This window comes from Phyllobacterium bourgognense, from assembly GCF_003337575.1.
Taxonomy (GTDB): Bacteria; Pseudomonadota; Alphaproteobacteria; order Rhizobiales; family Rhizobiaceae; genus Phyllobacterium; species Phyllobacterium bourgognense.
Genome location: NZ_QPJM01000024.1, coordinates 1 through 25727, shown reverse-complemented (window position 1 = coordinate 25727; position 25727 = coordinate 1). Strand labels below are relative to the sequence as shown.

The following is a 25727-nucleotide window of genomic DNA, read 5'->3' as shown; positions in this document are numbered from 1 at the left end:
ATGCCCTCAAACGCTTTGGTCCAGACACGAATACATGCAGAGGTGAAGGATCGCGCCACAGCGGTTCTAGAGACCATGGGCCTTACGGTCTCAGATGCAGTCCGTATCCTATTGACCCGCACTGCCAGGGAAGGTGCCTTGCCTCTGGAACTCATCAGCAACAGCAGCGACTATGACGCCTGGTTTCGAGCGAAAGTGCAACAAGCCCTTGATGACACGCGGCCGGACATCGACGACGCCGATGCCGAGGCTCATTTTGCGAATCGACGCTCTGCGGCGCTAAGCAAGGCGGCGACCGGTCACTGATGAAGCTCGTTTGGGCGCAATTCGCTCTTTCCGATCGCGATGACATTTTCACTTATACCCAAGCCGAGAACCCACGAGGAGCGACGCGCGTAGATGAGCAAATCGTCTTGGCCGTACGCCGGGTGCTGGACGTTCCAGAGAGCGGAAGACCCGGTCGCTTCGGGCAGCGGCGCGAATTAATTATTCCCCATACGCCATACGTTGCTGCCTACGCTGTTACAGCCGATACGGCCCGCATCCTGCGCATTCTTCACGGCGCGCAAATATGGCCAGATGAGATTGCCATAAAATAGATGAGGCCCACCTCTCTGTTCACTTGCAGGCGCATTCAACGATGATTCACAGCCAAAAGAAACCGATCAACCGCCTCATCGGCTATGCGCGTGTATCCACGGATGAGCAGGCGAATGATGCCCAGCTGATAGAGCTGAAGGCTGCCGGCTGCCACCAAATCTTTGGGGAGTACGGCTCCGGTGCTTCAGGCCCCCGGCCGGTGCTGGCGGGACTTGTGCGCGAAATCAAAGCCGGCGATGTGCTAGTCGTGGTACGGCTTGATCGTCTGGCACGGTCCGTCAGCCATCTGCTCCAGGTAATCGAGCAATTGGAAGAGGCGGGTGCAAATTTCCGCTCGCTTAACGATCCGATAGATACATCCACACCACAAGGCGTGTTTTCTTTGCAGGTCTGGGCGCTGTCGCGCAATTGGAGCGCTCATTGATTTCCGGACGCACGAAAGCTCGGATCGAGGCGGCGACATCCCGGTATAAACTGCCTGGCGACCCGGTTTCCGTGCACTGCGGCCAGATGCGCTTGCCAAGGCGTCGCGGGCACGAGAACGCAGCCATCTCGCGGATTTGACCACGACCATCCCATCTCATCGTGGTTGCCAAATCGTGCAGCGCATGCCACCGGATCACCCCTGGGACGCCCGAAGTCTCAACCGCGAGACAGGACAGAAATGGTCGATTGATCGCCTGCGCCGTTCGGTAAAACGGCTGGTGCGCAAGAGACTGGCTGAGCCAGGATTGATTGTCCCCTCGCCTCGGCGCACGCCAGCGCCTGATGATCGAAATGACGCATGAGCTCAACGCAACAATGGAAGGAGCTAGCGCCCATGCTTGCCTGAGCCGCTACGATCTCCAGAGATTTTCGTCACCACATCTTGATGACACGTTTGCAAGGTATCCTCGTTCTGGATGAAACGATTAGGGCGAGAACAGAGTTTGAGGGTCATGGATAACACCATTTGGCAGAAAACCAGCGCTGAAGCGCAAGAGCCCTCGCACGAGTTCACGGCGATAGCGCCGAATGGGATTGATGTCGGCCGGATCTATCGTATCGATGGCGGTTCGCTCAAAGGTCGCTGGCGCTGGGTTTTTCTGCTTGGCCATTCACAATTCCGCCAAGGTATAATGAGTGGTGACCAGACATCGAAGCAAAAGGCCGCAAGCCAGATACGGAAGATATACGAGTGCTACCTCGAAACACCGGGCTGTGCCGGCGGGGGTCAAAGCCGGATACCGCAAAAAAGGCAATCAAACCAAGACTGGGCGGTTTGACATAGTGGCGCTCTTCTATCCATTGAGGTTATGTTCTGTACTGGGTAGAGGATGGAAGGATGCGCATCGAACTGTGCTCAAACGGTGGAAACAGATGAGACAGCAGTACCTTTTCGTCCTCGTGCTTGTCATGGGATTTGCGCTGCTGGCTGCACTCGCTTTTTGTTCAACCGAAGATGCCCCACCCAGCCTGACGCCCACCACTCCGCTGCAACAGCCAGGAACCGGCGAATAGCCAGCCCACTGGACCACGATCCCGACCTGGTCTCCAGCTGCAGACGCACACCATTTGCCTTCAGCGCCGCCATCAGCATCGGCCCGACGAAAAACTCCCTGCCCTCGCCCTTCCGGTCAAAGCCCGCAGGTAACCGCCCGCGGATTGATGTTCTCGGCTCGCTGCAGGATGCAGGCAATGACAATGCGGTGTTCTCCTAGCCGAAGATATCGAGCGCATCCTCGTAGGCCGAGGATGAAATACCGAGATAACCCCTTGTGGCGTAGTCAGAGATTTCCGGACAGGCCTTCATCACAAATCCAAGCGGATAGGCCTTTGCTGCACCTTCAGCCTTGGCTTTTACCAGCTCGCGTTTGGACCCAGGGCTGTTTCTTAAGCCAGGTCAAAATCAGGTTTAGGATCGGTATTAAATTTTGCTGCTGCGCTCATTCTGAGATTCATTGGCGTTCATTTGTACCACTTACCTGGCCTTTCCGACGACAGGCACTTCATCATGTAGCGTCGCCAGATCACATAGGATTAGCTCCAGCGCGGCATGGCCTGACGCGGGTTGAGCGGACATCCACGATCGCCCGGAACCGCTTCTAGATGGCCGTCCACTCGCCAGAGACATCTTCCGCGACGACGACCCAATCAGTTGGACGATATCGCCTATGAAGCGTTATGTGCTGGTGAACGAGCTTGAGTCTCATCGACGCCATCCGTTTCGATTGACTTAAGTAGCTCTCCGAACGTCAGAAGGAATTCGTCGATACTCAGCATGCCAAGCATTTGCGTGTGCACGGCAATCGGCACACAAGTCGCGGCTGCCAATACGGTCAGAGTAAGACAACGGAGTTCTCAGCTGAGAACTTTTAGGGGCATCACTGTTCGTCGATCGAGAGGCGGAAACGCCAAGAGGAAAGTTCTCAGCTGAGAACTTTCCTCTTGGCGACAATCCCAAACGCCTTACACAGCCAGGCTTGCGCGGGCTCAACACTTGTTTTCACATACAGCGAAACTCGTTTCATTTGTGGAGGGTTTACATTTCCATTTCGATGATTCTTCCACAAGAATCGGCGAGGCTATCCCGGGCATCCGGCGTTAACACTGAAGGGCAGGGATTTCCAACTTCGAAAAGGCGCGTTGACAGATGCGACCCTTCCGTGACATCGTCACAACTCAATTGCTGGCGCGCTCATCCACTTTTTCGACCCCTCGCAATCCGCTATCCGAAGCCCATCTGGCAGAAGTCATCCTGATATTCGCTTCCGTTTCGACGTGAAGTTTGTGAATTATCAATGTGCTAGGGTTAAGCTGTTTCCCGCGAGAATGGCATAGCAGTGATACTGCACACCCTTCAAATTGCCGCGAGGCGACCGGCTGCGACAATCAAAAAGGCGCCTGCTGTTCCTTCAACCCATCTGCGGCGACAATCACTGAAGCCACCATTCCTTCCGACTGCTGCGATCCCGAGACTGAGGCTCATGTAGACGGTCCCACAAAGGGCGATGAAGATCGCAGACAGGATGAGCACCTGCAGAGGAATGCTTCCGCCATGCTGCATGAATTGCGGCAGGACCGCAAAATAGATCATCATCCCTTTGGGATTGAGGAACGCAGTCAGGAAGCCTCGCCGGAGCTGACGATTGGCAGATACGGCCGAAAGGGTGAGCTGCCCCGCCTTCATCGCAGATCGCATAAGCTGGAAAGCCAGATAGATCATGTACGCGACACCGAGCCAACGCAACGCCTCGAACAGCATTGGGGAGGCAGCGATGATAGCTGCGACGCCGAGGGCGGCGAGAGCGGAATGAACCACATAACCCAGGCAAACGCCTGCGGTCGAACGTAGTCCGGCGGATGCTCCGCCCGACAAAGCTTGCGATGCCACAAAGAGCATGTCGGGGCCGGGCGTGCATATCAAGGGCAGCACGGTTGCGGTGAAGAAAATCATTGTCCCTGTGTCCATGATTGGAATCATAGGGCAGGGGTTTCGCAATTTGGTTGCGAAGATGCCATTCTGGGACCTAGATTTGGCATTGGAGTCTTCATTGACCAGAAAGTTAGCATCACATGCCAGTAAAATTGGATGACATAGATCGACGTATCCTTCGCGCCCTGCAACGCGATGGGCGATTGCAAAACGTGGAACTTGCCAAAGAGGTGGGCTTGTCACCCTCGCCCTGTTTGCGCCGGGTCAAGCTCCTGGAGGAGGCCGGGATCATCGATCGCTATGTCGCGGTTCTCAATTCGGCGAAGGTCGGTCTCAGTCTGTCGATGTTCGCACGGGTCTGGCTGACCGCACAGGATGCCGAAACCATTGATCACTTCATGGACGCCATGCAGCAGCTTCCCCAAGTGATGGAGTGCTACATCATGCTCGGGGAGAGTGACGCCCTGCTGCGCGTGGTCGTAGCCAATCTGGATGACTACCGCCGTTTTCAGGCCGCGCATCTGACACGGAAAAATGGAATTCAGAATGTCAAAACCGATGTGCCAAGTCAGATCGTCAAGCAAACCTACACTCTGCCGCTATGAGGTCGGGATTTCTTCAATCCGTGGCGCGGCCTAATACCTACGGTAGCATTATATCCGTGCTTGCAATCAAAAGATGAAAGCGGCATTCTGACCCTGGCAATGCCGTCGATCGCTGACACGGGTTAACCTGATGCGTCATTCACCTGCAGAATTGCTAAACCCAAGACATTTTCACACGGAACACTTTTCGAAGCGATGGCTTCGAAGGAACGCCTCAACACAACATTTTATCCAAAGGGACGGACGCATCGCGGCATCGCCAACCGGAACGCATGGTGCGTCCCCGGGGGAAACGCGTACACTATCGCAAGGAAGATCACGATGAACCTGTTTCGTTTCAACATACTCGCCGCGACGGTGATTGCCAGCGCTGGCCTGGCATTTCTCACGCTCCCGGCATCGGCACAATCTGTTACCAAGACGTGCAGCACACAGTATCAAGCTGCCAAGGAGGCTGGTACGCTCAAAGGCCAGAAATGGCCGGACTTTCTGTCGGCTTGCAGCGCGAAGCTGAAGACCGACGACGGTGCAGCGGCAGCCGCGCCCGCCGACAAGACACCTGCCAAAAAGACGGCAAAGGATACCGCTACAAAACCAGCCAAGACGACGCAAACGGCGACTGCAGCCACCGGCGGCGGGATGTCGGCAAAAGCCGTCACCAAGGAATGCAGCACACAGTATCAGGCTGCCAAAACGGCGGGCACGCTCAATGGCCAGAAGTGGCCGCAGTTCCTTTCGGCCTGTAGCGACAGTCTGAAATCGGACGATTCGGATGCGACCGTTCCTGACGAACCAGCACCCACCAAGGCTGCTACCAAAACAACCAAGACACAGGTGGCCAAGGCACAGACCTCCGCCGATGGCAAGCCTCTGTCTCCCGCTCAGGTCGCATTCCGGGCACGCATCAGCGAATGCGGCGATCAGTGGCAGCAAGCCAAGGCAAGCAACAAAACCCGCGGCATGACGTGGCCCCAATACTGGAGCGCCTGCAATACGCGCCTCAAGTCCGAATAATCCTGATTGAAATTAGGGATACGATAGAATCGCCCGGGCACCCAGTCCGGGCGATTTCGCTAGAACCTTCACTGTTCATCGACGCATCAATCAACATCAGGAGAAAATCATGCCTATTCAGGATCTCGTCGATTCAATTGCTATGCAAGCCAATCTCGATCCACAAGTGGCGGAGAAGGCAGCAGGAACAGTGCTCTCAGTGCTCCAGCATGAGGCTCCCGAACAAGCAGCAACACTATTCGCAAAAATCCCCGGTGCTACCGAACTTGCTCAAAACTTCGATGTCATGGCAAGCGGGGCGCAGTCGGGCGGCTTCCTGTCGAGCGTAACCAGCATGCTTGGGGGCGCGGCGGGCGAAAAGGTTGGCGCGCTCGTCAATGGTGTGGCCGCTCTCAAAGAGAGCGGGCTGACCGTCGAACAGATCCAGGAAGCCGGAGCTGCGGTGCTGGCCCATGCCAAGAAATACGCCGATCCAAAACTTGTCGATCAGCTTCTGGATTCTGTACCGGGCCTGAAAGGTCATCTAGGCCTTTGAATGCACCGGGCTGACATTCTGCGTCCGGCCATGTAAACCGTTCCAAGGTTATCGGGAATCGCGCGGGATGAGCGGCACAAAACGTACATTTTATTTCGTGCTCGGATGGGTGATGGTGGCGCTCGGTTTCGTTGGCGTGCTTCTGCCCGTCATACCGACGACGATCTTTCTCATCATCGCCGCCTGGTGTTTCAGTCGCTCGTCGCCGCGATTTGAAAAGTGGTTGCTCGAACATCCGGTGTTCGGGCCGCCACTGGTGCAGTGGCGCGAACACAGAGCAATACCGAAACGCGTAAAATGGATCGCTTGCGCCGGCATGGCATTGGGCTACGCCACTTTCATGTATTTTGCCCGGCCGTCACCTCTGCTCGGAGGGGTGGTGGCTCTATTTTTCATCGCCTGCGCCGCTTACGTTTGGACTCGCCCGAGCTTGGCCGCATAGGTCTAGATGCGCTTGCCGGTGGCCTTGTCGAAGATGTGCAAAGCGCTCGCATCAATGTTGAAGCGCTGCGACGCGCCCACTGCGATTTGCGACTTTGGAGGCAAGCTTGCTGTCAGGCGCTGACTGCCGATCGTCGAGGTAACGACCAGCTCCGGGCCTGTCAGTTCGACCACTTCCACCTTCGCCTCGATGGCAAGGCCGGCGTCTTCCGATGACGCCAGCGTCAGGCTCTCGGGGCGTATGCCGATGATCACATCGCGAGCCCTTGCGGCATTTTCCCGTAATGCTTGGGGGAGGGGGATGCCACTGACCGAGCCAACAATCTGCGCGATGCCGTCGGCGACCGTCGCATCCAGCATGTTCATCGGCGGCGAACCGACGAAGCTCGCGACATAGCGGGTGGCCGGTCGATTGTAGATCTCATCCGGAGTGGCGAGCTGCTCGATCTGACCGTCGCGCATGACAGCAATGCAGGTTGCGAGCGTCATCGCCTCGATCTGGTCGTGGGTTACATAAACAATTGTTGTGCCCAGCATCTGGTGCAGGCGCTTCAACTCCGTGCGCATTTCCATGCGCAGTTTCGCATCGAGATTGGACAGCGGCTCGTCGAACAGAAATATCTGCGGATCGCGCACCAGTGCACGGCCGATGGCAACGCGCTGCCGCTGTCCGCCTGAAAGCTCGGATGGCTTGCGGCCAAGGAGATTTTCGATCTGCAGGATCTTTGCCGCCTTTTGCACGGCCTCGGTGCGCTCGACCGCGGGTACATTGCGCATCTCAAGGCCGAAGCCGATATTTCGCGCCACGGACATGTTCGGATAAAGCGCATAGGACTGGAACACCATGGCGATGTCGCGGTCCTTGGGATGCACGCCGGTGACCGAACGATCACCGATACGCACGTCACCCTCTGTCGCTTCGGCGAGCCCTGCAATAATGTTGAGAAGCGTTGACTTGCCGCAGCCGGAGGGGCCGAGCAGGACGAGGAACTCGCCGCTGGCAAGCGACAGGTCGATGCCCTTCAGCGTTTCGACGGTGCCATAACGCTTGCGAACATTGATCAGCTCGAGCGCACTCATGGAGCTTCCTCCGGTGGTGTTTGCGGATCCGCTCCATCATAGCGGCGGGGAATGGTGGAGATGGCTTTGGACGCAACGCGAACACCAGCCGCAAGGCTTGTCCCGAGCGTTTGGCCGTTTGCGAGCGCGGCGAGGAAGGCGGCATTGAAGACGTCGCCGGCACCAATCGTATCGGCAACCTGCACCAGGGGAGCAGGTACAGATACGAGCTTGTCATCGGAGCCGACTGCCAACGCCCCATCGGGTCCCCGCTTGACGACAACGATGGCGTCCCTCGGCATCAGGGCCTTGAGCCTGTGCGCGGCTTGGGCAGGCTCGACGCTGTTGGCGAGGCGCGTCGTCTCGACCTCATTGAACAGGGCGATGTGGCAGCGCGCCAGCCACCCGCGGGCCCTGCTGCGGTTGGCCGCGGTCCAGCCATCGATCGGCCAGCCGGTATCGAGCGCGATGCGGATATCATTGGCATCGGCCCAATCGAACAACTCGTCATATTGTGCAACGAGGGCGTCGGTCAGGAAGGAGCCGCAAAGGATTGCGGTGCCGCCCTTCAGCCGCTCGGTGTCGAGCGTCGTAATGACGTCGAGCCAGGACAACGCCGCGATGTGACCGCGCGTTGTAAAGAAAGTACGCTCGCCATTCGGGTGAGTAATTCCGACGGAGAGGGTCGTGCCCATGGGGGCAACCGGCCAGCGCGCCGAATGCTTGCCGAAACCCTGTCGCAGCCATTCGCCGAACTGGTCATTGCCGACATTGGCGGCGATCTGGAAATCGAGACCGAGCCCTTCCCAGGTGAGAGCCGCGTTGCCGGCGGAACCGCCGACGCGCAATTCGTCATAGTCCACCATGATCTCGGTTCCGGGCGTCGGCCATGGATCGGCCGGGCCGAGGATCAAATCGACATTGACGTTTCCGATGACGGCGAGTGGCTGCATCACTCTCACTCGTCCCGCGTGATCTTTGACGAGCGCACGGGCGTGCCGACATCGGCAACGCGCGCGCCGGCAAAGCCCAGCATGAAGTGCTGGGCGGCGGGCAGAAGTGCGAACACACCCGCTATCCCGCTCGCCACGCCCGCTTTAATCGTCGTCGTGCCTTCGACAGGGGGCTCTCCGGATGCATCGAACACCACAACCGGAGACCCCGCGTCCAGTGCGGAGGCCGCCATGCGTGCGACCAATTCCGACGTCGCATCCTTGGCGCGGAACAGGACGACGCCGACCTTGGATCCAAGCATTTCCATCGGACCGTGGCGCAATTGTCCGCCTTCGAGCGAAAAGCACGGGATGCGTGAAAGTTCGGTGAGGCCGAGCGCAATGGCTTCCGCGACACCCTGCATGCGGCGACCGGAGGTTACGACAGCCGATACGCCGGACAATGCGGCGACTGCAGCATCGACATTCGGCGTGCTCTCTGCATTCAGGATGGCGAGCGCCTCAGTCGGATCATCGCCAAGCGCACTGAGCACGGCGAGATGCAGGGCAAAACTGACAGTCAGACTGCGCGTTGCCGCAAAGGCATTCTCCGTACCGCCGGAACCGACCAGTGACGGCACGGTGCGGGCAAGGGTGGAGCCGTCTTCGAGCGTCAGGCCGAAAGTATCGGCCCGCACGCCAGCCTCGGCAAACCAGCGCAGGACTTCGGCGCTTTCACCCGACTGCGAGGTCACGAGAATTGTTTTGCCGACTAATGGTAGCGGCTGTCCGAGCTGTTCCGACAGCGGCAGTGCCACGGCATCGATCCCAAGGCTGCGGTACAGCGGTTCGACCGCACGGCCAACCGCATGCGAGCCACCCATGCCGAGCAGCAGCAGACGCCCGGTCATGCGCAGGGATTGGGCGATGGTCACGGCAAGTGGCGCTGCCGCCTCGAAGGAAGAAATCGCATCGGCATTCTGCCGCGCCATTTCCTTCTCGATGGCGACAAGGCCGATGGGTTTGTTCATTTGCGAAGACATGCTCATCCTTTGACGCCGCCGCTTGTCAGGCCCGCGATCAGCGCGCGCTGCATGAAGAGACCAACGAGTAGCGGGGGGAGGGCGGCAAGCACACCCGCTGTGGCAATCAATCCGTAATCCGAGACGCGTCCGCCAGCGAGGTCGGCGATGGCCACGGTCAAGGTTTTGGCCCGCTGATCCGAAGTGAACAACAGGGCATAGAAAAATTCGTCCCAGGCAAGCAGGAACGCGAAGAGTGCAGCGGTCGCCATGACGGGTGCGGCGAGCGGCAGGGTGATCAGCCGCAGGATCTGATCGAGCCGTGCGCCATCCATGGTTGCAGCGCTTTCAATCTCGCGCGGGATCGAATCGAAGCCCGATTTCATCAGCCATGTGGTGAACGGCGCGAGGATTGTGAGGTAGACCAGGGCCAGACCGAAGACATTGTTGAGGAGGCCTGCCCAGGCGAGCGTCATGTAGAGCGGTACGGCCAAGGCTACCGGAGGCAGCATGTACGTGGCGATAACCGCATAGAGCGACCAGCCGACCGATGGCGTGCGCGAGACGGCCCAGGCGGATGGGACCGCTACGAAGAGCGCCGCCACAGTCGCCATGCCGGCCACCTTGATGCTGTTGAACAGCGAGGCGACGAAGGCTTCCCCGGCGCTGTTGGCGACCGAAGAAAGCAGGACACCGTAGCGGGACAGATCGACCGTATCGGGCCACCAGTGCAACGGTTTGGCGATAAGGTCCGGCGTCGATGAAATGCTCATGATGAAGAGCCACACCACGGGGGCAAGGATCACGACCAGAAGCAGAAGCGCTGCCAAATGTACCAGGATCGTTGCGGTGAGGCTGCGGCGTTCCATTATGACGCTCCCGCGCTTTTGCGGATCAGGGCGGCATAGGCGACGGCCAGCACTGTCACGAGCAGGGTGACAATCAGCGCCAATGATGCGCCCGATCCCGCTCGCTGGAAGGAAAAAGCCTCCTGGTAGACGAGGATCGACAGTGTCCGCGTGCTGTTGGCCGGACCGCCGCGCGTCATGACCCAGATGATGTCGAAGACCTTGAACGCCTCGATGGTGCGCAGAACAAGCGCCACCATCAAGGGCCCGGCGAGATAGGGCATGATGACGAAGCGGAAGCGCGACCAGGCACCGGCACCATCGACCATGGACGCGGCGGTGATATCGCGCGGCACGGCCTGCAGGGCGGCCAGCGCAATCAGCGCCACCAGTGGAAAATTCTTCCAGCAGTCGGCCACGATAAGCGAGGCGAGGGCAGTGCCAGGCTCGCCCAGCCAGGAACGATAGGCATCGATAAGCCCGAACTGCATCAGCATCGCGTTCAGTGCGCCATATTCGGGATTATAGATCAGCCGCCACAACGTGGCATTGACCACGGTCGGCAGAGCCCAAGGCAGGATCATCAGCGCGCGCAGGATGGAGCGGCCATAAAACTGCTGGTTGAGCAGCAAAGCTGCAAGGACGCCGATAACCATCTCCGCCGATACGGACAGAACGGCAAACCAGAATGTGGTGATCAGTGTGCGCTGGAAATTCGAACCGGAAAGTATCTTCACATAATTATCAATGCCAACGAAACTGCCTTCGGTGCCGACGAGCTTGGCATCGGTGAAGGAGAGCCGCACCGTATCGACGAGCGGCCAACCGATAATCGCAACCATGACGATCAGAAGCGGCAGCATCAGGAGCCATGCGCGGGTGGTGATCCAGGTGCTCGTCATGAAATGAAGCCTGCCACAAAATCAATCATTGGGAAAAGTGAAGGCGGCGGGACTGCCAGCCGCCTTCATCATGCTATCAGAGACCGCTGTTCTCGACGGCAGTCTTCAATGCGTCCTCCGGGGCGGCCTGCCCCAGAAGAGCTTCCTGAATTGCCTGCTGCAGTCCCGTCGAAAGTTCCTGATATTTCGGTGTCGTCGGACGCGGGTACATCGCGGCGAGACTGACTTTGGCCGCCGCAATCAATTCTTCCTGATTCTTGGAAACGGCGGGATCGTCATAGGAAGAGGACCAGATCGGCAGGCTGAGCTTGGCGTACTGGTTCTGCGTTGCCTGAGACGTCATGAACGTAATGTATTTCCAGGCTTCATCCGGATGCTTGCTGGTCGTGGTGATGCCGAGACCCATGGAACCGTTGACTGCAGATACGGTGCTCTTGCCTTCAACACCGGGAGCAGGGACGACACCGACCTTGCCGGCAACCTTGCTGTCCTTCGGATCATTGGCCATGTTGTACATGTAGGTCCAGTTAAGGGCGAAGGCCGCTTCGCCATTCTGGAACACGCGGCGGACATCCTCTTCGAGGAACTCCTTGGAATTCGGATTGGTGAGACCCGACTTGTAGCTGTCCACCATGTAGTTGAGCGCATCGAGACCGCCGCCCGTCGCGAATACCGGCTTGCCGTCCTTGAGGAAGCTGCCGCCATAGGCGCTGACCAGCGTGGTGTAATCGCAGATCGCGGCTTCCGCCTGCGACCAGCTCCAGGCGATGGGCGTTGCAAGCAAGCCCTTGTCCTTGATGGTCTTCGCCTGTTCGGCAAGTTCGGCCCAGGTCTTTGGCGGGGTCTTGATACCGGCCTTTTCCAGGATTTCCTTGTTATAGAACAGATATTTCGTGTCGAGAATCCAGGGCATGCCATAGCGCTTGCCGTCATATTCAACGGTGGTCCAGGCACCCGGAAGCACGCCCGACTTCATTTCCGGCATAATCTTGTCAGTTACATCCACAAGGACCTTGTTGGTTGCATATTCGGCCGGCCAGATCACGTCGAAGAGAACGACATCATAACCGCCGCCCGACCCTTGAGCGAGGACGGTCTTGTCGTGCAGGCCTTCATAGGGAACGAATTCGAGATTGACCGTCACGTCTGGATTTGCCTTGGTGAAGGCTTCCGTCATGGCGCGGACGTCGGCCTCGCTATAGGCGGCTTGCGCCATGAACAGCGCGTTGATCTTGGTTTCTGCGTGGGCAGGCGAAGACAGCGCCGCTCCCAGAAGTGTGGCGCCCAGAAGCGCGCTCGTCACGGATTTCAACATCATTACCTCCTGTTTGACAGCGCTGGCCGTCATGGACAGACGCCTGGTCGTTGCAATCGAGAGCCTTTCGTGACGCGTTCGCCAAACCTGTGCTCACATTCCCCTGATCGATTTTTATTAAATCAATTCGCTTGACTTATTAGTTGATGAATATTCTTCTGGTGTCAAGAGGGATGACGGATGGACGGCATACGATCGATACGGGCAAAGAGTGGAACCAATCTCGGCGGTGCCAGCGCGCATAACCGCCGCATCATGATCGATGCATTGCGCGTCAATGGTGCGCTGTCGCGGGCCGACCTTGCGCGCGCCACCGGACTGACCCCGCAGGCCGTTTCCAATATCATCGAGGAGCTGGCGCGCGACGGTCTGGTGCGTTCGCAGGCCAGCGTGCGCAAGGGCAGGGGCCAGCCTGCCACGCCCTATCAGCTCGTGCCGGAAGGCGCCTTTGCTATCGGCCTGCAGATCGACCGCCACGTGACGCGCACGGTCATCGTCAACCTCGTCGGCGATGTTCTGGTCCAGATGGAAGCCAAGCTGCCTCCCGGCGGGCCGGCCCAAGGCGTTGTGGTTATTCTCGACTTGATCAGGAAGGCGCGCAACGCGCTGACGGCACAGGCGCCAGAGGCCGAAAAACGGCTCGTTGGTCTCGGCGTTGCCATGCCGGGGCCATTTGGCATCAACACGCTCTACGACGACCCATGGATGATGACGGCGTGGCAAAACTTCCCGCTCATGGACAGGATCGCCGAAGGAACGGGGCTTGAAGCTGCTTTGCAGAACGACGCGGCAGCCGCAGCAACTGCCGAACGATTGCTTGGCGCAGCGCATGGGCTCGACCATGCAATCTGCATCTACTTCGGCTACGGTCTCGGGGCGGGCTTGATCCTCAACGGGGAACTCTATGGCGGCGCGCACGCCAACGCCGGCGAGATTGGTATGATTCTCGCGCTGGTGCCGGGTGACGGTCCCGACGTCGAGCCCCTGGAGCATTACGCCTCCATGGCGGCACTTTGCAAATTGCTCGATTTCGATCCATCCGAGCCGGAGCTTTTCGCCATGATCACCGATGCCATTCTGCGCGGCGGCCCAAAGCTGGAACAGTGGATGGACAGTGTCGCCGAGCGCTTGCGCCGGACCGTGCAAATTCTCGAATCGATCTTCGATCCGCAGACGATCATTCTCTGTGGTGGCGCGCCGCGAGTGCTGATCGATCGCCTTGTCGAGAAAGTCGAGCCGCTGCTGCCCTCGATCGCCGAGCGCTCCCGCCGTTACCCGGAAGCACGATTGCAGGCAGGGCTGGCCGATCCGTGGTCCGCCGCACTGGGCGCCGCCGCCGAGCCCATCGCGCGGACTTTCGATCCAAGGTTTTCGGCGATACTCAAGACGGTATGAGGCATAGAAAACCTTGCTATAGCTCATGATCTGCGTCAGGATGAGTTATAGAAAGGCGGCCTATCGCTCATGATCTGGAACTGGCAGCAGGCCGATTGGCCCAATTTTACCTATGACGCGACAGCGCTTGAACCTCTGGAGCGCCAGTTCCTGTTGCATTCCGGCGAGTTCTTCGGCGCATTTCGCCATGTGAATACCGATGACCGCGACACGCTGCGAATCGAGCTGATCGGCGACGAGGCATTGAAAACCTCGGAGATCGAGGGAGAATTCCTCAACCGCGACAGTTTGCAGACGTCACTTCGGCAACAGTTCGGCCTGGCGGCCGGCAATCAACGTATTCCCGCTGCAGAGCGCGGCATCTCGGGGATGATGGTCGACCTCTACCGAACTTTCGCCGATCCGCTCCAGCACGATACATTGTTCAACTGGCACAGGATGTTGATGGCTGGCGAGAGCGATGCCATCCAGATTGGCGGTTACCGCACGCACGAGGAGCCGAAGCGGGTCGTGTCAGGCCGCGCCGACAAACCGACAATCCATTTCGAGGCACCGCCATCGATGCGCATTCCACAAGAGATGAATGCTTTTGCAAGCTGGTTCAACGCGACGGCGCCCAAGGGGAAGACGGCTCTGCCTGCGCTGACCCGAGCCGGGCTGGCGCATCTGTACTTCGTAAGCATTCATCCTTTTGAAGACGGCAATGGCCGTGTCGGCCGGGCAATCTCTGAAAAATCTCTCGCCCAGAACCTCGGCCAGCCTAGCCTCATCGCTTTGGCCTATACCATTCAGCGTGCACGCAAAGCCTATTACGACATGCTCGAACGCAGCAACAAAACCAACGAGATTACCGCGTGGCTTGTCTATTTTGCCGAGACTGTGCTGGAAGCACAGCGTACGACCCTGAAGCGGGTGGAATTCTATATCGTCAAGGCCAAGTTTTACGATCGGGTGCGCGGGCAACTCAACCCGCGTCAGGAAAAAGTCATTGCCCGCATGTTTCGCGCCGGGGTCGACGGTTTCAAAGGCGGTCTCAGCGCCGAAAACTACATCAGCATCACCGGAACCTCACGCGCAACGGCAACGAGGGACCTGGCAGATCTGGTTGTCAAAGGAGCGTTAACCAAGACCGGAGAGCGAAGACACACACGCTACCACCTCGATCTCGACGGAGTTTGACTAACGCAAGGATGAAAACCAGGCGATCAGCTCGGCGCTGTTGCGCAGACCATAGGCGCGCATGATGCGAGCGCGGTGTGCCTCGATGGTCCGCTTCGACAGGCCGATCTCCTGGGCGATCTGCGCATTGGTCTTGCCTTGCGATACCAGTGTCAGCACCTGTTTCTGCCGGTCGGAAATCAGGCTGGCGTTACCGGCAATCGCTCGATTCATTGGCTCGAAGCAATAGAGCGCTTCGGCGAAGGGATCCGCCAGATTACGACTGCGCCCGCGCACCCGGCACCAGAAGCTCGAACCGTCCCGCCGCCGCATGACACGCTCATCATGATATACCTTGCCGCCGGCAAAGTTCGTGCGCCACATTTCGCCGGTGCGGACGAAATCCCTGATTTTCGGATACAGTCTTGAAAAACTCTGGTCGATCAGTTCGTGACGTTCATAACCGAAAGTCTCAGCGAATTCGAAATTGCAATCACGTATGATACGGTGCGTGGCATAGACCATCGGCACCGGCAGGTCCGCCAGCCGGAACAGTTTCCCGCCTCCGGGTTCAATACTAGCGGAACTGGATAAGTCGGGTGCTGTCATGCAGTATTAATACGACTATCTGCGGCGCCGGTACAAGCCATACGGTTCATGCAGAGGATAGAGAAATGGGAGATTTTTCTTGAAAAAAGTTCAATCAAACGTCGCGCAAGCGCTGGATGGCGTCCTGTTCGACGGCATGACCATCATGGCCGGCGGGTTCGGCCTGTGCGGCATACCCGAGGCGCTGATTTACGCGATCCGCGATTCCGGCGTCAAGGATTTGACCGTCATCTCCAACAATGCCGGCGTCGATGGCATCGGACTTGGCGTACTGCTTGAGACCAAGCAGATCCGCAAGATGATCTCGTCCTATGTCGGCGAGAACAAACTGTTTGCCCAGCAGTACCTGTCGGGCGAACTCGAACTGGAATTCAACCCGCAAGGAACGCTCGCCGAACGGATTCGCGCCGGAGGGGCAGGTATTCCGGCCTTCTTCACCAAAACCGGCGTCGGCACCATCATCGCCGAGGGCAAGGACGTGCGCGAATTCGACGGTGAATCCTACGTGATGGAGCGTGGACTATTCGCTGACCTTTCCATCGTCCATGCCTTCAAGGGCGATACGGAAGGCAACCTCGTCTACCGCAAGACCGCGCGGAACTTCAATCCGATCATGGCGACCGCATCGAGGTTCACCGTGGCCGAAGTCGAACATCTGGTCGAGGCTGGCAAGATCGATGGCGACCAGGTGCATACGCCCGGTATTTTCGTCAAGCGGATCGTGCATGTGCCCAACCCCGTCAAACATATCGAACAACGGACGACCCGTCCGCGCCTTGTCGCAGCAAGTGAGGTAAACTGAGATGGCCTGGACACGCGATCAGATGGCCGAACGGGCCGCACGGGAACTCGAAGACGGTTTTTACGTCAATCTCGGCATCGGCATACCGACGCTCGTTGCCAATTATATCCCGACGGGAATGAGCGTGCAGCTGCAGAGCGAGAACGGCATGCTTGGCATGGGGCCTTTCCCCTACGAGGGCGAGGAAGACGCCGACTTGATCAATGCCGGCAAGCAGACGATCACCCAGCTGCCAACGACCAGCTATTTCAACGGTGCCGACAGTTTCGGCATGATCCGCGGCGGTCATATCGATCTTTCAATTCTCGGCGCAATGCAGGTTGCCCGCAATGGCGATCTCGCAAACTGGATGGTTCCGGGCAAGATGGTCAAGGGAATGGGCGGCGCGATGGATCTTGTCGCCGGCGTCAAGAAGGTCGTCGTCGTCATGGAACACGAGGCCAAGGGCGAAGCCAAGCTTTTGGAGCAGTGCACGTTGCCATTGACCGGACAGCGCGTCACCGATCTGGTGATCACTGACCTCGGCGTGTTCACAGTGGAGCGACGCGGCGAGCCCAAGATGACACTCATCGAGATTGCGCCCGGCGTAACGGTCGAGGAAATCAAGGCGAAAACCCAGGCGGTGTTCGACGTCGCGGTTTGATGAATTGGGCGTCATTCTTTCGCGGATGACGCTCTATAATTTCAGTTGGCGAACGCTCCGACCGGGTACAAGTGCCAAAACCAAGATGCCATTTGCTTCCTGTTCGTACAGGATAACATGACTCTTGTGCTCGTGCCGCCTTACACCAGATCCCAACGTTTCGGCCAATCGTCCCATATGCGGCGTTTCAGCCAATAATTTGAAGCAGTAGTCCAGTTCGTCTTTGTATCGCCGAGCTTGAATCACCCCGAACATCTCAATGCTATCAAGAAATATTTCGAGAATTTCGGTCTCGGCTCGCTCCGTCAGCCGATATTCACTCACGTCCTAAGCCACGGGCGCTGGCAATCTGTTCCGCCTGAGCAAAAATATCGTCCATGCTCCGTGTTCCAACGCCGCTAGCCTTTGCATCGGCCACCAGTTGACGCAGTTCATCCAGCGTGAATTCCTTTCCTCGGCGGGAACGATCCCGGCGCACCAAATCGCGCACGTAGTCACTGGTGCTGGCATATTCTCCCTTCTGGATTTGCGTCTCTATCCAGTCTTTCATTTGATCGGGCAATGATACCGTCATGGTCGCCATCCTGATTCCTCCTGGTGCACTTGAGAATATCAGGCATAAGTACAATTCACAAATATTCTTAATGCAACCGAAAATGGGAAATTGCTATCTCGTTTTCCTGACCACGCAAACCGGGCCGTCGCCAGGATAGCGGGGATCACGATCGACGCAGGTGGCATCATAGCGGAAGCTGCCATAATAGACGCGGGCGCAGCCGGAGAGCACCGGAGCGAATGTTACAAGCACAAGAAACAGAGCTGTGGAATATTTTCGATAAAGAGGGTTCATTTTTCCTCGCTTCGCTCCTATATATAGCCAGTTACGAGTGACACAGTAGCGTAACAATCCACTGATATTCTTCAGTAATTGGTCGAGTTTACGATCGGCATCTTTGACATCTTACGGAAATCTGGTGCCACAATAAGGCAGGCTCCTGCTCCGTTTCCTGATCACGTTTTATGTGAAGTGACATAAAGGGGTTGATCCGCGACGATGGACGTATAAGTTCTGCCTTCCGATTTGTTAACTAAACCTTTCACGTTAGGAGCAAAGCGATGAACAAAACCGCCGGCGACTATTCATTGCCAGAAACGATTTCCACGGCGCTTGCCAATGGTACAAATATTGTCAGAGCATTTCGCGAACAATTCGGATATTCCATCGAGGATTTAGCCGTTGCATGCGGACTGACGTCCCTCGAAATCGAAACGATCGAAAGCGGCCAGAATTCGGACCCGCACAAACTGGAACGCATTGCACATGCGCTTGGTCTCCCGAGCAACGCAATGATTCTTGAAGATTCCAAGCGCCTCAGCGCCTGAAACGCTACTACCCCTGATAAATCGGCACCCAAAAAGCTGTCAGAGTGATATCCCAACTCTGACAGCTTTTTGATTCCGGGCTACGAGCTACAAACACAACAATGTGCGTGTCAGCGGGTGGTCGGGCTCGCTCAATCCTTCAATGACATTGGCGTGGTGCTTGCCAGGCTCTTCTACAGCATCTACCAGGCAATCAAACCCCGACCAGATATTGGCGAGCAATGCATTCTGCCGCAGAAATTCGGGCCGCTCCGTTGCGCCAACCCATGCGGTGACGTCGATGCTTTCCTGCGGTTCGAGCAGGGCAGGGCTCTCCAGCCGCGCTTCCACCGCATCGAGATGCAGCGTATCGTTCATCTCGGTTTTCATCAGCGGACGCATATCGGCTATCGCCGAAATCGGCACCGTCTTGCGGATGCGATGCCGGATCGCCTGGGTCAGCGGTGACGTCGCCGTCACCATGCGGGCAACGAGGTGCCCGCCTGCGGAATGTCCTGTCAGGTGGATCGGGCCCGAAACCTCATTCGCAGCGCGGGTGATAGCGAGCCCGACCTGTACGGTGATATCGCTGACGCGAACCTCCGGACACAGCGCATAGGACGGCACGGCCACGGCGAAACCATGGGTGAGGGCGCCTTTTGCCAGATGCGACCACGCGGACTTGTCGAAATCTTCCATCCAGTACCCGCCGTGCACGAAGACCGCGAGACCCTTCAGGTCGCCCCAGGGCATAAACAGATCAAGCCGGTTACGCGCATGCGGGCCGTAGCTGACGTCGGCTTTGAGCAGGCCTTTCTCTTGCATTTCCTCGCGGAATTGCGCGGCCTGCGCCAGCCATCTGGCCGGATATTCGAAGCCGTCCGGAATATATGCGAAGTTCGAATAGGCGTCGTCCCAGTCGATAGCTGCAGTCGTACCCATGTCTCCCCCGGTCGCGCCCTCAGAGCAAGTTATGTTTATTCCCGAATCTTTTCCCTTATCTGCACACCGCCGCCGGTCCTGCGCAAGTTCGGCAGAGCCAACATCAAGAGCACGAACGCTCCGGTGGCAAATTTCAGATCCGCAGGCGCAAGACCAAGCGTCAGACAGAACGAGATCAGCTGGTAGTACACCAGCGAGCCAATAACCGGGGCCAGAACCTGCCGAAGTATCGTCTGGCGGCCGGTAATGGCCTCGCCGATGATCAGCGCAGCAAGACCATTAATGAGTATGCCGAAGCCCATATTGACGTCGGCGAAACCTTGCGTCTGCACCATGATGCTGCCGCCTGTCGCGGAAAGTGCGCTCGCAACACCGACACCGATAATCGTCGCGGTGCCGACGTCGATGCCCTGTGCCTCGGCCATATCGGGGCTTGCCCCGACCGCGCGCATCGCCGTACCCTTCTCGGACATGAAGAAATACAGCATGGCGCCGAGGACGAGCGCAACCAGCAAACCCACGATCAGAATCTTGGTCCAGGGGAAATTGGCGGAGGGGCCGGCAAGGATGGTGAAGACGGTATCATAGGTGAAGAGCGGAATATTGGTGCGGCCCATGATGCGCAGATTGATGCTGTAGAGCATCGTCATGACCAGGATGCCGGCGAGCAGCGTGTTGATCTTGAAACGCAGATGAATGAACGCGGTCGTACAGCCGGCAGCAAAGCCGCAAAGCAGCGCGATGAAGCAGGCGAGAAATGGATTGACACCAGCGGTAATCAGCGTGCCGCAGACACACCCGCCGAGTGGAAAGGCGCCTTCCGAAGTCAGATCGGGAAAGCTCAGGATGCGGAAAGGCAGCATGACCCCGAGCACCACGAAGGAGACGATCAGGCTTTGGGCAATGGTGACAGGGATCAGGCCATAGAAACTGTTGAATACGTCCATGGCCTCAAGCCCCCTGCAACGCGATAGCGTCGGATTTGGTGTGGAAGCGCTCGATAAGATCCGCAACGGTAATGCCGTTCTTCTCCTCCTGACCGATCTCCACGAGAACCTTGCCCGTATCCATCATGATGATCCTGTTACCGTATTTGATCGCATGCTCCATGTTGTGCGTGACCATCAGTGTCGTCAGTTGCAACGCTTCCACAGCCCGCACGGTCGTATCCATTACCAGCTTTGCCGTCCGCGGATCGAGCGCCGCCGTGTGCTCGTCCAGTAGCAGGAGTTTCGGCCGTGTCGACACCGCCATGACCAGAGACAGGGATTGGCGCTGGCCACCGGAGAGAAGGCCGACTTGCATGTCGAGACGCTTTTCCAGCCCGAGATTGAGTTCCGCCAGTTGCTCGCTGTATCTGGCCCGGCGGGCGGCGGTAAGCCCATAGGAAAAGCCGCGAGGCTTGCCGCGCAATTCCGCCAGCAGCATGTTTTCGCCGATGGTCATGGTCGGCGCGGTGCCGACCATCGGATCCTGGAACACGCGGGCAATGAACTGGGCACGGCGATGGGCGTTCAACCGGGTGACATCCTGTCCATCAATGGAAATGCGACCCGAGTCCAGCGGCAGCTTGCCGGAGACAGCATTGAGAAAACTCGACTTGCCAGCACCATTGCTGCCGATGACGATGCAAAAATCTCCGGGCTTCAGCGAGACGTCGAGGCCATCGAGCGCCCGGCGCTCGTCAAGCGTGCCGCGATAGAAAATCTTGGTGCCGCCCGTCACGGACAGCATGTCGGTTGTCATGGTCTGACCCTCAAACCGGCGCACAGCTTGCGTTAATAGTTCCCACGCCAGATTCTTTTGTTTTCACGGAAAACCGCTTCGCACTTTTCCTGGAATAGCTGGCGCAGGAACTATATGTTTGCAGGCTAAAGGAGAAGGCCTATTTCACGAGGCATTCACAATCTTTGAGGCTATCGGGTACCTTTTGGCCTGTTTTTGCCAGAACAGCCTCGTTGATCAGCGCCGTGTGGTCCTCATAGGTCGGTTTGATCGGTGCAAGGCTTGCCGGTGACTTGCCGGCGATAATCTCCGATGCGAGCTTGGCCGCATTCTGGCCGACCTTGGTGTAGGAGACCTCGAAAGCCGCCGCGACGAGGCCATCGCGTACCGCCTGCGCCGAGGCATTGACGATAGGAATATTGATGCCCAGCGCGGCTGCAGCCACGGCCGGAACCGCAGGCTGGACCAGATTGGAGCCCGGAACATAGATCACATCGGCCTTGCCGGCGAGCGAACTGACGCGGATCGGAATGTCGTTGGTGTTGTCGAGACCGACTTCAACCAGTTCCAGGCCTTCAGCTTTGGCGGCTTCGGTGATGAGCTTCAGCACCGCAACGTCATTGTCTTCGCCGGGATTGTAGAGATAGGCGAGACGCCTGGCGTCCGGCAGCAGCTTCTTGATGAACTTGACGACCGAGCTGACGTCCTGCAGATCGGAAGCGCCGGTCATGCCGGTATCGCCTGCTTCCCACGAGGGGGTGAGCTTGGCCGCAACCGGATCGGTGACGGCGGCGAAGACCACTGGCGTGCCGGAATTGCCGACGATCTGCCGTGCGCCCTGCGCAACGGGCGTCGTGATGGCGAGGATAAGTTTTGGATTGCTGGAAACCAGCTTGGTCACCATTTGCGGGATAAGCGTCGCATCGAAATTCACCTGCAATTCGTCATAGACGGCATCTGTCACACCAAGCTTGGTCAGTTCTGCCTTGAATGCGGTGACCGTTTCGTCGAGCTGCGGGTGCTTGCCGAATTGTGCGATGCCGATTTTGGTTTCGGCCGAGGCGGCTCCAAGTCCAAGCCCGAGGCCAAGTGCTGCAGCCAGCGCGGTCCGCACTGCATATGTTGCGCCGATCATTTTGTTATTCTCCCTTTTATGCCCCACTATCGAGCAGGGTCTGGTTATATTGACAAGTTCATACCAAAGTAAATTGTAGCCGTTAAGCGACTTGTGCAAAGCCGTGAATTGGCGCCACCACATGCATGATCAAGAAAGAAGAAATGGACAATACCACTATCAAGATCGACGCCACACAAGCTGACCTTTCCGATCCGCTGCGCGCATACCGCGACAGATTCGAACTGCCGGAAGGCGTGATCTATCTCGACGGCAATTCGCTCGGCGCACTGCCGAAGTCCGTCAGGCAGCGGGTGGCGAAGACAATCGCCGAGGAATGGGGTGAGCAGCTGATCCGTAGCTGGAATACCGCTGACTGGGTGCACCTGCCGCAGCGCGTCGGCGAGAAGATCGCCCGGCTGATCGGCGCTGGGGAGCGAACGGTCGTCGCAGCCGACAGCACCTCTATCAACCTGTTCAAGGTATTGTCGGCAGCCCTCGACCTCAATCAGGAACGTCGCAAGATCGTTTCGGAGCGCGATAATTTTCCGACCGATCTTTATATCGCGGAAGGCGTGGCCAAGCAGATTGGCAAGGGTCACGGGCTGGTGCTTGCCGATACCCCAAAAGATATCCCGGACATGCTGGACGAAGATGTTGCCGTGCTGATGCTGACCCATGTCAATTACCGCAACGGCTATCGTCACGACATGGCGGCGCTGACCAGGGCGGCGCATGACAAGGGTATCCTCGTCATCTGGGATCTCGCGCATACGGCAGGTGCGATGCCAATTGACCTGACCGGAACGCAGGCCGATTTCGCCATCGGTTGCGGCTACAAATACCTGAATGGCGGGCCCGGTGCTCCAGCATTTCTCTATGTCAATCCACGCCATCAGGGCGGGTTCCGCCAGCCGCTTTCCGGCTGGTTCGGGCATCGCGCGCCGTTCGATTTCGATTCCGTCTATTCGCCATCGAGCAGCATCGAACAATATCTGTGCGGGACACCGCCGGTGCTGGCGATGGTAGCCATGGACGAGGCAATGTCGCTGTGGGATGACGTCGACATGGAAGCCGTGCGCGCGAAATCCATCGGGCTCTGCGATTTCTTCATTCAGGAAGTGGGCGAATTCGCCGAGCAATTTGGGCTGGAACTGGTGACGCCGCGAAACTCCGGCCAGCGCGGCAGCCAGGTGTCCTATTCCTGCGACAATGGGTATGCAATCATGCAGGCGTTGATTGCGCGCGGCGTGATCGGTGATTTCCGCGCGCCAGATATCATTCGCTTCGGCATGACGCCGCTTTACCTGAGCTTCGCGGAGGTGGCGCAGGCGGCAGCGATTCTCAAGGAAATCGTTGCGACGCGCGCTTGGGACCAACCTGAATATCAGGTGAGGGGAGCTGTCACATGACACGTACACCCTACGATCCGGAAACTGACGGCGCGCAGATGGCTTTCGAGGGGCGCATGTCCTATGGCGACTATCTGCGGCTCGACAAGATACTGACAGCGCAGGCGCCGCTTTCCGCGGCCCATGACGAGATGTTGTTCATCGTACAGCATCAGGCGTCCGAAATCTGGATGCGGCTCGTTATCCACGAGCTGACCTCGGTTTGCCAGCACATCGCAAGGGATGAGCTCGCGCCCTCCTTCAAGATGCTGGCGCGGGTCTCGCGCATTCTCGACCAGTTGAATTCGGCATGGGACGTCTTGAGAACAATGACGCCGAGCGAATACACGACCTTCCGCGAAGCGCTCGGCATGTCTTCCGGCTTCCAGTCATTCCAGTACAGGGCGATCGAGTTTCTCGCCGGCAACAAGAATGCCGCGATGATGCGCCCGCACGAGCACAAGCCGGATATTCATGCCTGGCTTGCCGAATTCCTGCATGCACCGAGCATCTACGACCAGTCGATCCGGCTTTTGGCGCGCAAGGGCTTTGTCATCGACCAGCCGGTGCTGGAGCGTGACTGCTCGCTGCCCTACCAGCCGAACAACAGCGTGCGCGACGCGTGGCTGGTGATCTACCGCGATCCGGAAGCGCACTGGCCTCTTTACGAACTGGCGGAAAAGCTCGTGGACTTCGAAGATTATTTCCGCCGCTGGCGGTTCAACCACGTGACGACCGTCGAGCGTATCATCGGCTTCAAGACCGGCACCGGCGGAACATCCGGCGTCAACTACTTGCGCAAAATGCTCGAGGTAGTTCTGTTCCCGGAATTGTGGAGCGTGAGAACGAACCTTTAGGCCGCTCGTTTGTCGATAGCGACACAGTCCATCGCGGACTTGGCGTGGATATGGTTGCTATGGGCGAAACCGTGCTTGGCGATTGCGGCAAGATCATCGTCGGGCTTGATCGGACGGGACCACCAATTGTCGTTGAGCGTCCAGCCTTGCGCCGTGGCGCTTTCCACTTCGGAACTGTCCGGACGCAGCATGCATGACTCGTGCACGATACGCGCATTGGGAGAGCGCTTGTTCATCATCTGGCGGCCGCGCGCCAGCGCGATTGCCTCGTCATCGGCGATGACAAGCTGGTGAAACAGATGACGTGTCTGTTTATACTTTGTCAGATAAGCGAATTTGACCTGATATGCCGGCACACCATGCTCCTAGCAAAGACTCAAGCGTTAACCATTGATTAATATTGTTGGCCAACCGGTCTTTTTCAAGGAGAAGGAAGTTTTGCACAGATAAATTTGCGGTTTTGCAAAAGAGCGCGATTTATCCAAGTGCTTGTTTTAATTACCCAATATACATCTCGTTACGAAAACGAAATAAAAGCTGCCAGAGCCCAGCCCGGGGGGCTGAGTAAATCATCAACGCCGATACTTATCCATAAACCAGTTTGTCCTGGCGCGCCCTGAGTTCAACGATCTTCGAGCCTTGCGCGGGGGCGGCATTGGCGCTGGTGATGAGTTCACCCTTCTTGATGGCTTTCGTGACGCTGCCGCCCTGCAACAGGCCGCAAGGGATGGCACCGGCGCTTCGTGCTTCTTCAGCGGTCATGATCCACGCGCGGTAGCAATATTCGCCAATCGCATCGAGCCTGTCGCCGGGTTTCAGATCCTTCTTGGCGACGGCACAGACCTCGGCCACGGGTTTCGCCAGCGGCACCATGTCGGCCTTGCCGTAAAGCACGACGCGGGCGCAGGTCAGCGGCACCTCGAGCGAAGTCAGGTGATAGGGCCTGTGGAAGGTGAAATACGGACCCTTGCCCATCTTCAGGTCTTCCATGCGCTCCGAGATGCGCGGATGCGACATGTCGGCAACGACGAAGACGCCCGG

Annotated in this window: 31 protein-coding genes and 2 pseudogenes; 14 read left to right on the top strand and 19 right to left on the bottom strand. The window is 57.9% G+C overall.

Annotated features, from left to right (window positions below):
- The 3 genes and pseudogenes from C7476_RS24965 to C7476_RS24955 form a co-directional block, all read left to right on the top strand.
- Positions 1-306 carry a type II toxin-antitoxin system RelB/DinJ family antitoxin gene (locus C7476_RS24965; protein ID WP_114432654.1) on the top strand — a complete coding sequence of 102 codons (306 nt, stop codon included), beginning with the start codon at positions 1-3 and terminating at the stop codon, positions 304-306.
- The gene (locus C7476_RS24960; RefSeq protein ID WP_114432635.1) at positions 306-599 is read left to right on the top strand and encodes a type II toxin-antitoxin system RelE/ParE family toxin; all 294 of its coding nucleotides are present in this window, start codon (positions 306-308) and stop codon (positions 597-599) included. The genes C7476_RS24965 and C7476_RS24960 overlap by 1 nt, the downstream gene beginning before the upstream one ends.
- Before the next feature lie 41 nt (positions 600-640).
- Positions 641-1361 (top strand): annotated as a pseudogene (locus C7476_RS24955) (recombinase family protein); the annotation flags it as partial.
- A 150-nt stretch (positions 1362-1511) separates the two neighbouring features.
- On the opposite strand, the gene C7476_RS27935 reads toward C7476_RS24955, so the two are convergent.
- From C7476_RS27935 to C7476_RS24940, 3 genes are all read right to left on the bottom strand, one after another.
- Positions 1512-1697: a hypothetical protein gene (locus C7476_RS27935; RefSeq protein ID WP_147274732.1), complete on the bottom strand. Its 186-nt coding sequence runs from the start codon at positions 1695-1697 to the stop codon at positions 1512-1514.
- Positions 1698-1993: 296 nt separating this feature from the next.
- A complete protein-coding gene (locus tag C7476_RS28395; RefSeq protein ID WP_181872599.1) occupies positions 1994-2284 on the bottom strand; it encodes a hypothetical protein in 291 nt (96 codons plus the stop codon).
- Positions 2285-3439: 1155 nt separating this feature from the next.
- Positions 3440-4051 carry a LysE family translocator gene (locus C7476_RS24940; RefSeq protein WP_114432653.1) on the bottom strand — a complete coding sequence of 204 codons (612 nt, stop codon included), beginning with the start codon at positions 4049-4051 and terminating at the stop codon, positions 3440-3442.
- Positions 4052-4155: 104 nt separating this feature from the next.
- On the opposite strand from C7476_RS24940, the gene C7476_RS24935 reads away from it, so the two are divergent.
- The 4 genes from C7476_RS24935 (at position 4156) to C7476_RS24920 (ending at position 6611) form a co-directional block, all read left to right on the top strand.
- Entirely contained in the window at positions 4156-4620 is a 465-nt protein-coding gene (locus C7476_RS24935; protein ID WP_114432633.1) for an Lrp/AsnC family transcriptional regulator, read from the top strand.
- 321 nt (positions 4621-4941) lie between these two features.
- Positions 4942-5634 carry a hypothetical protein gene (locus C7476_RS24930; RefSeq protein WP_147274731.1) on the top strand — a complete coding sequence of 231 codons (693 nt, stop codon included), beginning with the start codon at positions 4942-4944 and terminating at the stop codon, positions 5632-5634.
- Between the two features lie 109 nt (positions 5635-5743).
- Entirely contained in the window at positions 5744-6169 is a 426-nt protein-coding gene (locus C7476_RS24925; RefSeq protein ID WP_114432631.1) for a hypothetical protein, read from the top strand.
- 67 nt (positions 6170-6236) lie between these two features.
- On the top strand, positions 6237-6611 hold the full coding sequence (locus C7476_RS24920) for a YbaN family protein (protein ID WP_114432630.1): 375 nt from the start codon (positions 6237-6239) through the stop codon (positions 6609-6611).
- Positions 6612-6613: 2 nt separating this feature from the next.
- Here C7476_RS24920 and C7476_RS24915 read toward each other — a convergent pair whose 3' ends face one another.
- From C7476_RS24915 to C7476_RS24890, 6 genes are all read right to left on the bottom strand, one after another.
- On the bottom strand, positions 6614-7690 hold the full coding sequence (locus C7476_RS24915) for an ABC transporter ATP-binding protein (protein WP_114432629.1): 1077 nt from the start codon (positions 7688-7690) through the stop codon (positions 6614-6616).
- Positions 7687-8622, bottom strand: coding sequence for a carbohydrate kinase family protein (locus C7476_RS24910; protein WP_114432628.1), 936 nt, complete (start codon positions 8620-8622; stop codon positions 7687-7689). The genes C7476_RS24915 and C7476_RS24910 overlap by 4 nt, the downstream gene beginning before the upstream one ends.
- A gap of 5 nt (positions 8623-8627) precedes the next feature.
- A complete protein-coding gene (locus C7476_RS24905; protein WP_181872598.1) occupies positions 8628-9650 on the bottom strand; it encodes an SIS domain-containing protein in 1023 nt (340 codons plus the stop codon).
- Entirely contained in the window at positions 9647-10492 is an 846-nt protein-coding gene (locus tag C7476_RS24900; protein WP_114432626.1) for a carbohydrate ABC transporter permease, read from the bottom strand. The genes C7476_RS24905 and C7476_RS24900 overlap by 4 nt, the downstream gene beginning before the upstream one ends.
- Positions 10492-11373 carry a carbohydrate ABC transporter permease gene (locus C7476_RS24895; RefSeq protein ID WP_114432625.1) on the bottom strand — a complete coding sequence of 294 codons (882 nt, stop codon included), beginning with the start codon at positions 11371-11373 and terminating at the stop codon, positions 10492-10494. The genes C7476_RS24900 and C7476_RS24895 overlap by 1 nt, the downstream gene beginning before the upstream one ends.
- 76 nt (positions 11374-11449) lie before the next feature.
- Positions 11450-12688, bottom strand: coding sequence for an extracellular solute-binding protein (locus C7476_RS24890; protein WP_114432652.1), 1239 nt, complete (start codon positions 12686-12688; stop codon positions 11450-11452).
- A gap of 180 nt (positions 12689-12868) precedes the next feature.
- On the opposite strand from C7476_RS24890, the gene C7476_RS24885 reads away from it, so the two are divergent.
- Both C7476_RS24885 and C7476_RS24880 read left to right on the top strand, forming a co-directional pair.
- Positions 12869-14083, top strand: coding sequence for an ROK family transcriptional regulator (locus tag C7476_RS24885; RefSeq protein WP_114432624.1), 1215 nt, complete (start codon positions 12869-12871; stop codon positions 14081-14083).
- Between the two features lie 69 nt (positions 14084-14152).
- Complete coding sequence (locus C7476_RS24880; RefSeq protein ID WP_114432623.1) at positions 14153-15262, top strand: Fic family protein; 1110 nt, start codon at positions 14153-14155, stop codon at positions 15260-15262.
- Here the strand turns inward: C7476_RS24880 and C7476_RS24875 are convergent, their stop codons facing one another.
- Complete coding sequence (locus tag C7476_RS24875) at positions 15263-15850, bottom strand: helix-turn-helix transcriptional regulator (RefSeq protein ID WP_245426562.1); 588 nt, start codon at positions 15848-15850, stop codon at positions 15263-15265.
- A 79-nt stretch (positions 15851-15929) separates the two neighbouring features.
- Between C7476_RS24875 and C7476_RS24870 the strand changes: the two genes are divergently transcribed.
- A complete protein-coding gene (locus tag C7476_RS24870) occupies positions 15930-16652 on the top strand; it encodes a CoA transferase subunit A (protein ID WP_114432621.1) in 723 nt (240 codons plus the stop codon).
- A 1-nt stretch (position 16653) separates the two neighbouring features.
- The gene (locus tag C7476_RS24865) at positions 16654-17295 is read left to right on the top strand and encodes a 3-oxoacid CoA-transferase subunit B (protein ID WP_114432620.1); all 642 of its coding nucleotides are present in this window, start codon (positions 16654-16656) and stop codon (positions 17293-17295) included.
- A gap of 33 nt (positions 17296-17328) precedes the next feature.
- Here the strand turns inward: C7476_RS24865 and C7476_RS24860 are convergent, their stop codons facing one another.
- The 3 genes from C7476_RS24860 to C7476_RS24850 form a co-directional block, all read right to left on the bottom strand.
- Positions 17329-17619, bottom strand: a complete 291-nt coding sequence (locus C7476_RS24860; protein ID WP_114432619.1) for a type II toxin-antitoxin system RelE/ParE family toxin — start codon at positions 17617-17619, stop codon at positions 17329-17331.
- Entirely contained in the window at positions 17612-17878 is a 267-nt protein-coding gene (locus C7476_RS24855; RefSeq protein WP_114432618.1) for a type II toxin-antitoxin system ParD family antitoxin, read from the bottom strand. The genes C7476_RS24860 and C7476_RS24855 overlap by 8 nt, the downstream gene beginning before the upstream one ends.
- Positions 17879-17962: 84 nt before the next feature.
- Positions 17963-18145 carry a hypothetical protein gene (locus C7476_RS24850; RefSeq protein ID WP_114432617.1) on the bottom strand — a complete coding sequence of 61 codons (183 nt, stop codon included), beginning with the start codon at positions 18143-18145 and terminating at the stop codon, positions 17963-17965.
- 266 nt (positions 18146-18411) lie between these two features.
- On the opposite strand from C7476_RS24850, the gene C7476_RS24845 reads away from it, so the two are divergent.
- Positions 18412-18678 carry a helix-turn-helix domain-containing protein gene (locus C7476_RS24845; protein WP_114432616.1) on the top strand — a complete coding sequence of 89 codons (267 nt, stop codon included), beginning with the start codon at positions 18412-18414 and terminating at the stop codon, positions 18676-18678.
- Between the two features lie 87 nt (positions 18679-18765).
- Here the strand turns inward: C7476_RS24845 and C7476_RS24840 are convergent, their stop codons facing one another.
- The 4 genes from C7476_RS24840 to C7476_RS24825 all read right to left on the bottom strand — a co-directional run bounded on the left by C7476_RS24840 (position 18766) and on the right by C7476_RS24825 (position 22459).
- Positions 18766-19599 carry an alpha/beta hydrolase gene (locus tag C7476_RS24840; RefSeq protein WP_114432615.1) on the bottom strand — a complete coding sequence of 278 codons (834 nt, stop codon included), beginning with the start codon at positions 19597-19599 and terminating at the stop codon, positions 18766-18768.
- 35 nt (positions 19600-19634) lie between these two features.
- Positions 19635-20546: an ABC transporter permease gene (locus tag C7476_RS24835; RefSeq protein WP_114432614.1), complete on the bottom strand. Its 912-nt coding sequence runs from the start codon at positions 20544-20546 to the stop codon at positions 19635-19637.
- Positions 20547-20550: 4 nt separating this feature from the next.
- Positions 20551-21333, bottom strand: coding sequence for an ABC transporter ATP-binding protein (locus tag C7476_RS24830; RefSeq protein WP_114432651.1), 783 nt, complete (start codon positions 21331-21333; stop codon positions 20551-20553).
- Between the two features lie 151 nt (positions 21334-21484).
- Positions 21485-22459 carry an ABC transporter substrate-binding protein gene (locus tag C7476_RS24825; RefSeq protein ID WP_114432613.1) on the bottom strand — a complete coding sequence of 325 codons (975 nt, stop codon included), beginning with the start codon at positions 22457-22459 and terminating at the stop codon, positions 21485-21487.
- Between the two features lie 143 nt (positions 22460-22602).
- Between C7476_RS24825 and kynU the strand changes: the two genes are divergently transcribed.
- Both kynU and kynA read left to right on the top strand, forming a co-directional pair.
- Positions 22603-23850, top strand: coding sequence for a kynureninase (kynU, locus tag C7476_RS24820; protein WP_114432650.1), 1248 nt, complete (start codon positions 22603-22605; stop codon positions 23848-23850).
- Positions 23847-24686: a tryptophan 2,3-dioxygenase gene (gene kynA, locus C7476_RS24815; RefSeq protein ID WP_114432612.1), complete on the top strand. Its 840-nt coding sequence runs from the start codon at positions 23847-23849 to the stop codon at positions 24684-24686. Before kynU ends, kynA begins: the two co-directional genes overlap by 4 nt.
- On the opposite strand, the gene C7476_RS24810 is transcribed toward kynA, so the two are convergent.
- Both C7476_RS24810 and C7476_RS24805 read right to left on the bottom strand, forming a co-directional pair.
- Positions 24683-25042 carry a hypothetical protein gene (locus tag C7476_RS24810; protein WP_114432611.1) on the bottom strand — a complete coding sequence of 120 codons (360 nt, stop codon included), beginning with the start codon at positions 25040-25042 and terminating at the stop codon, positions 24683-24685. The genes kynA and C7476_RS24810 overlap by 4 nt on opposite strands.
- Positions 25043-25271: 229 nt before the next feature.
- Positions 25272-25727 (bottom strand): annotated as a pseudogene (locus C7476_RS24805) (homoserine dehydrogenase); the annotation flags it as partial.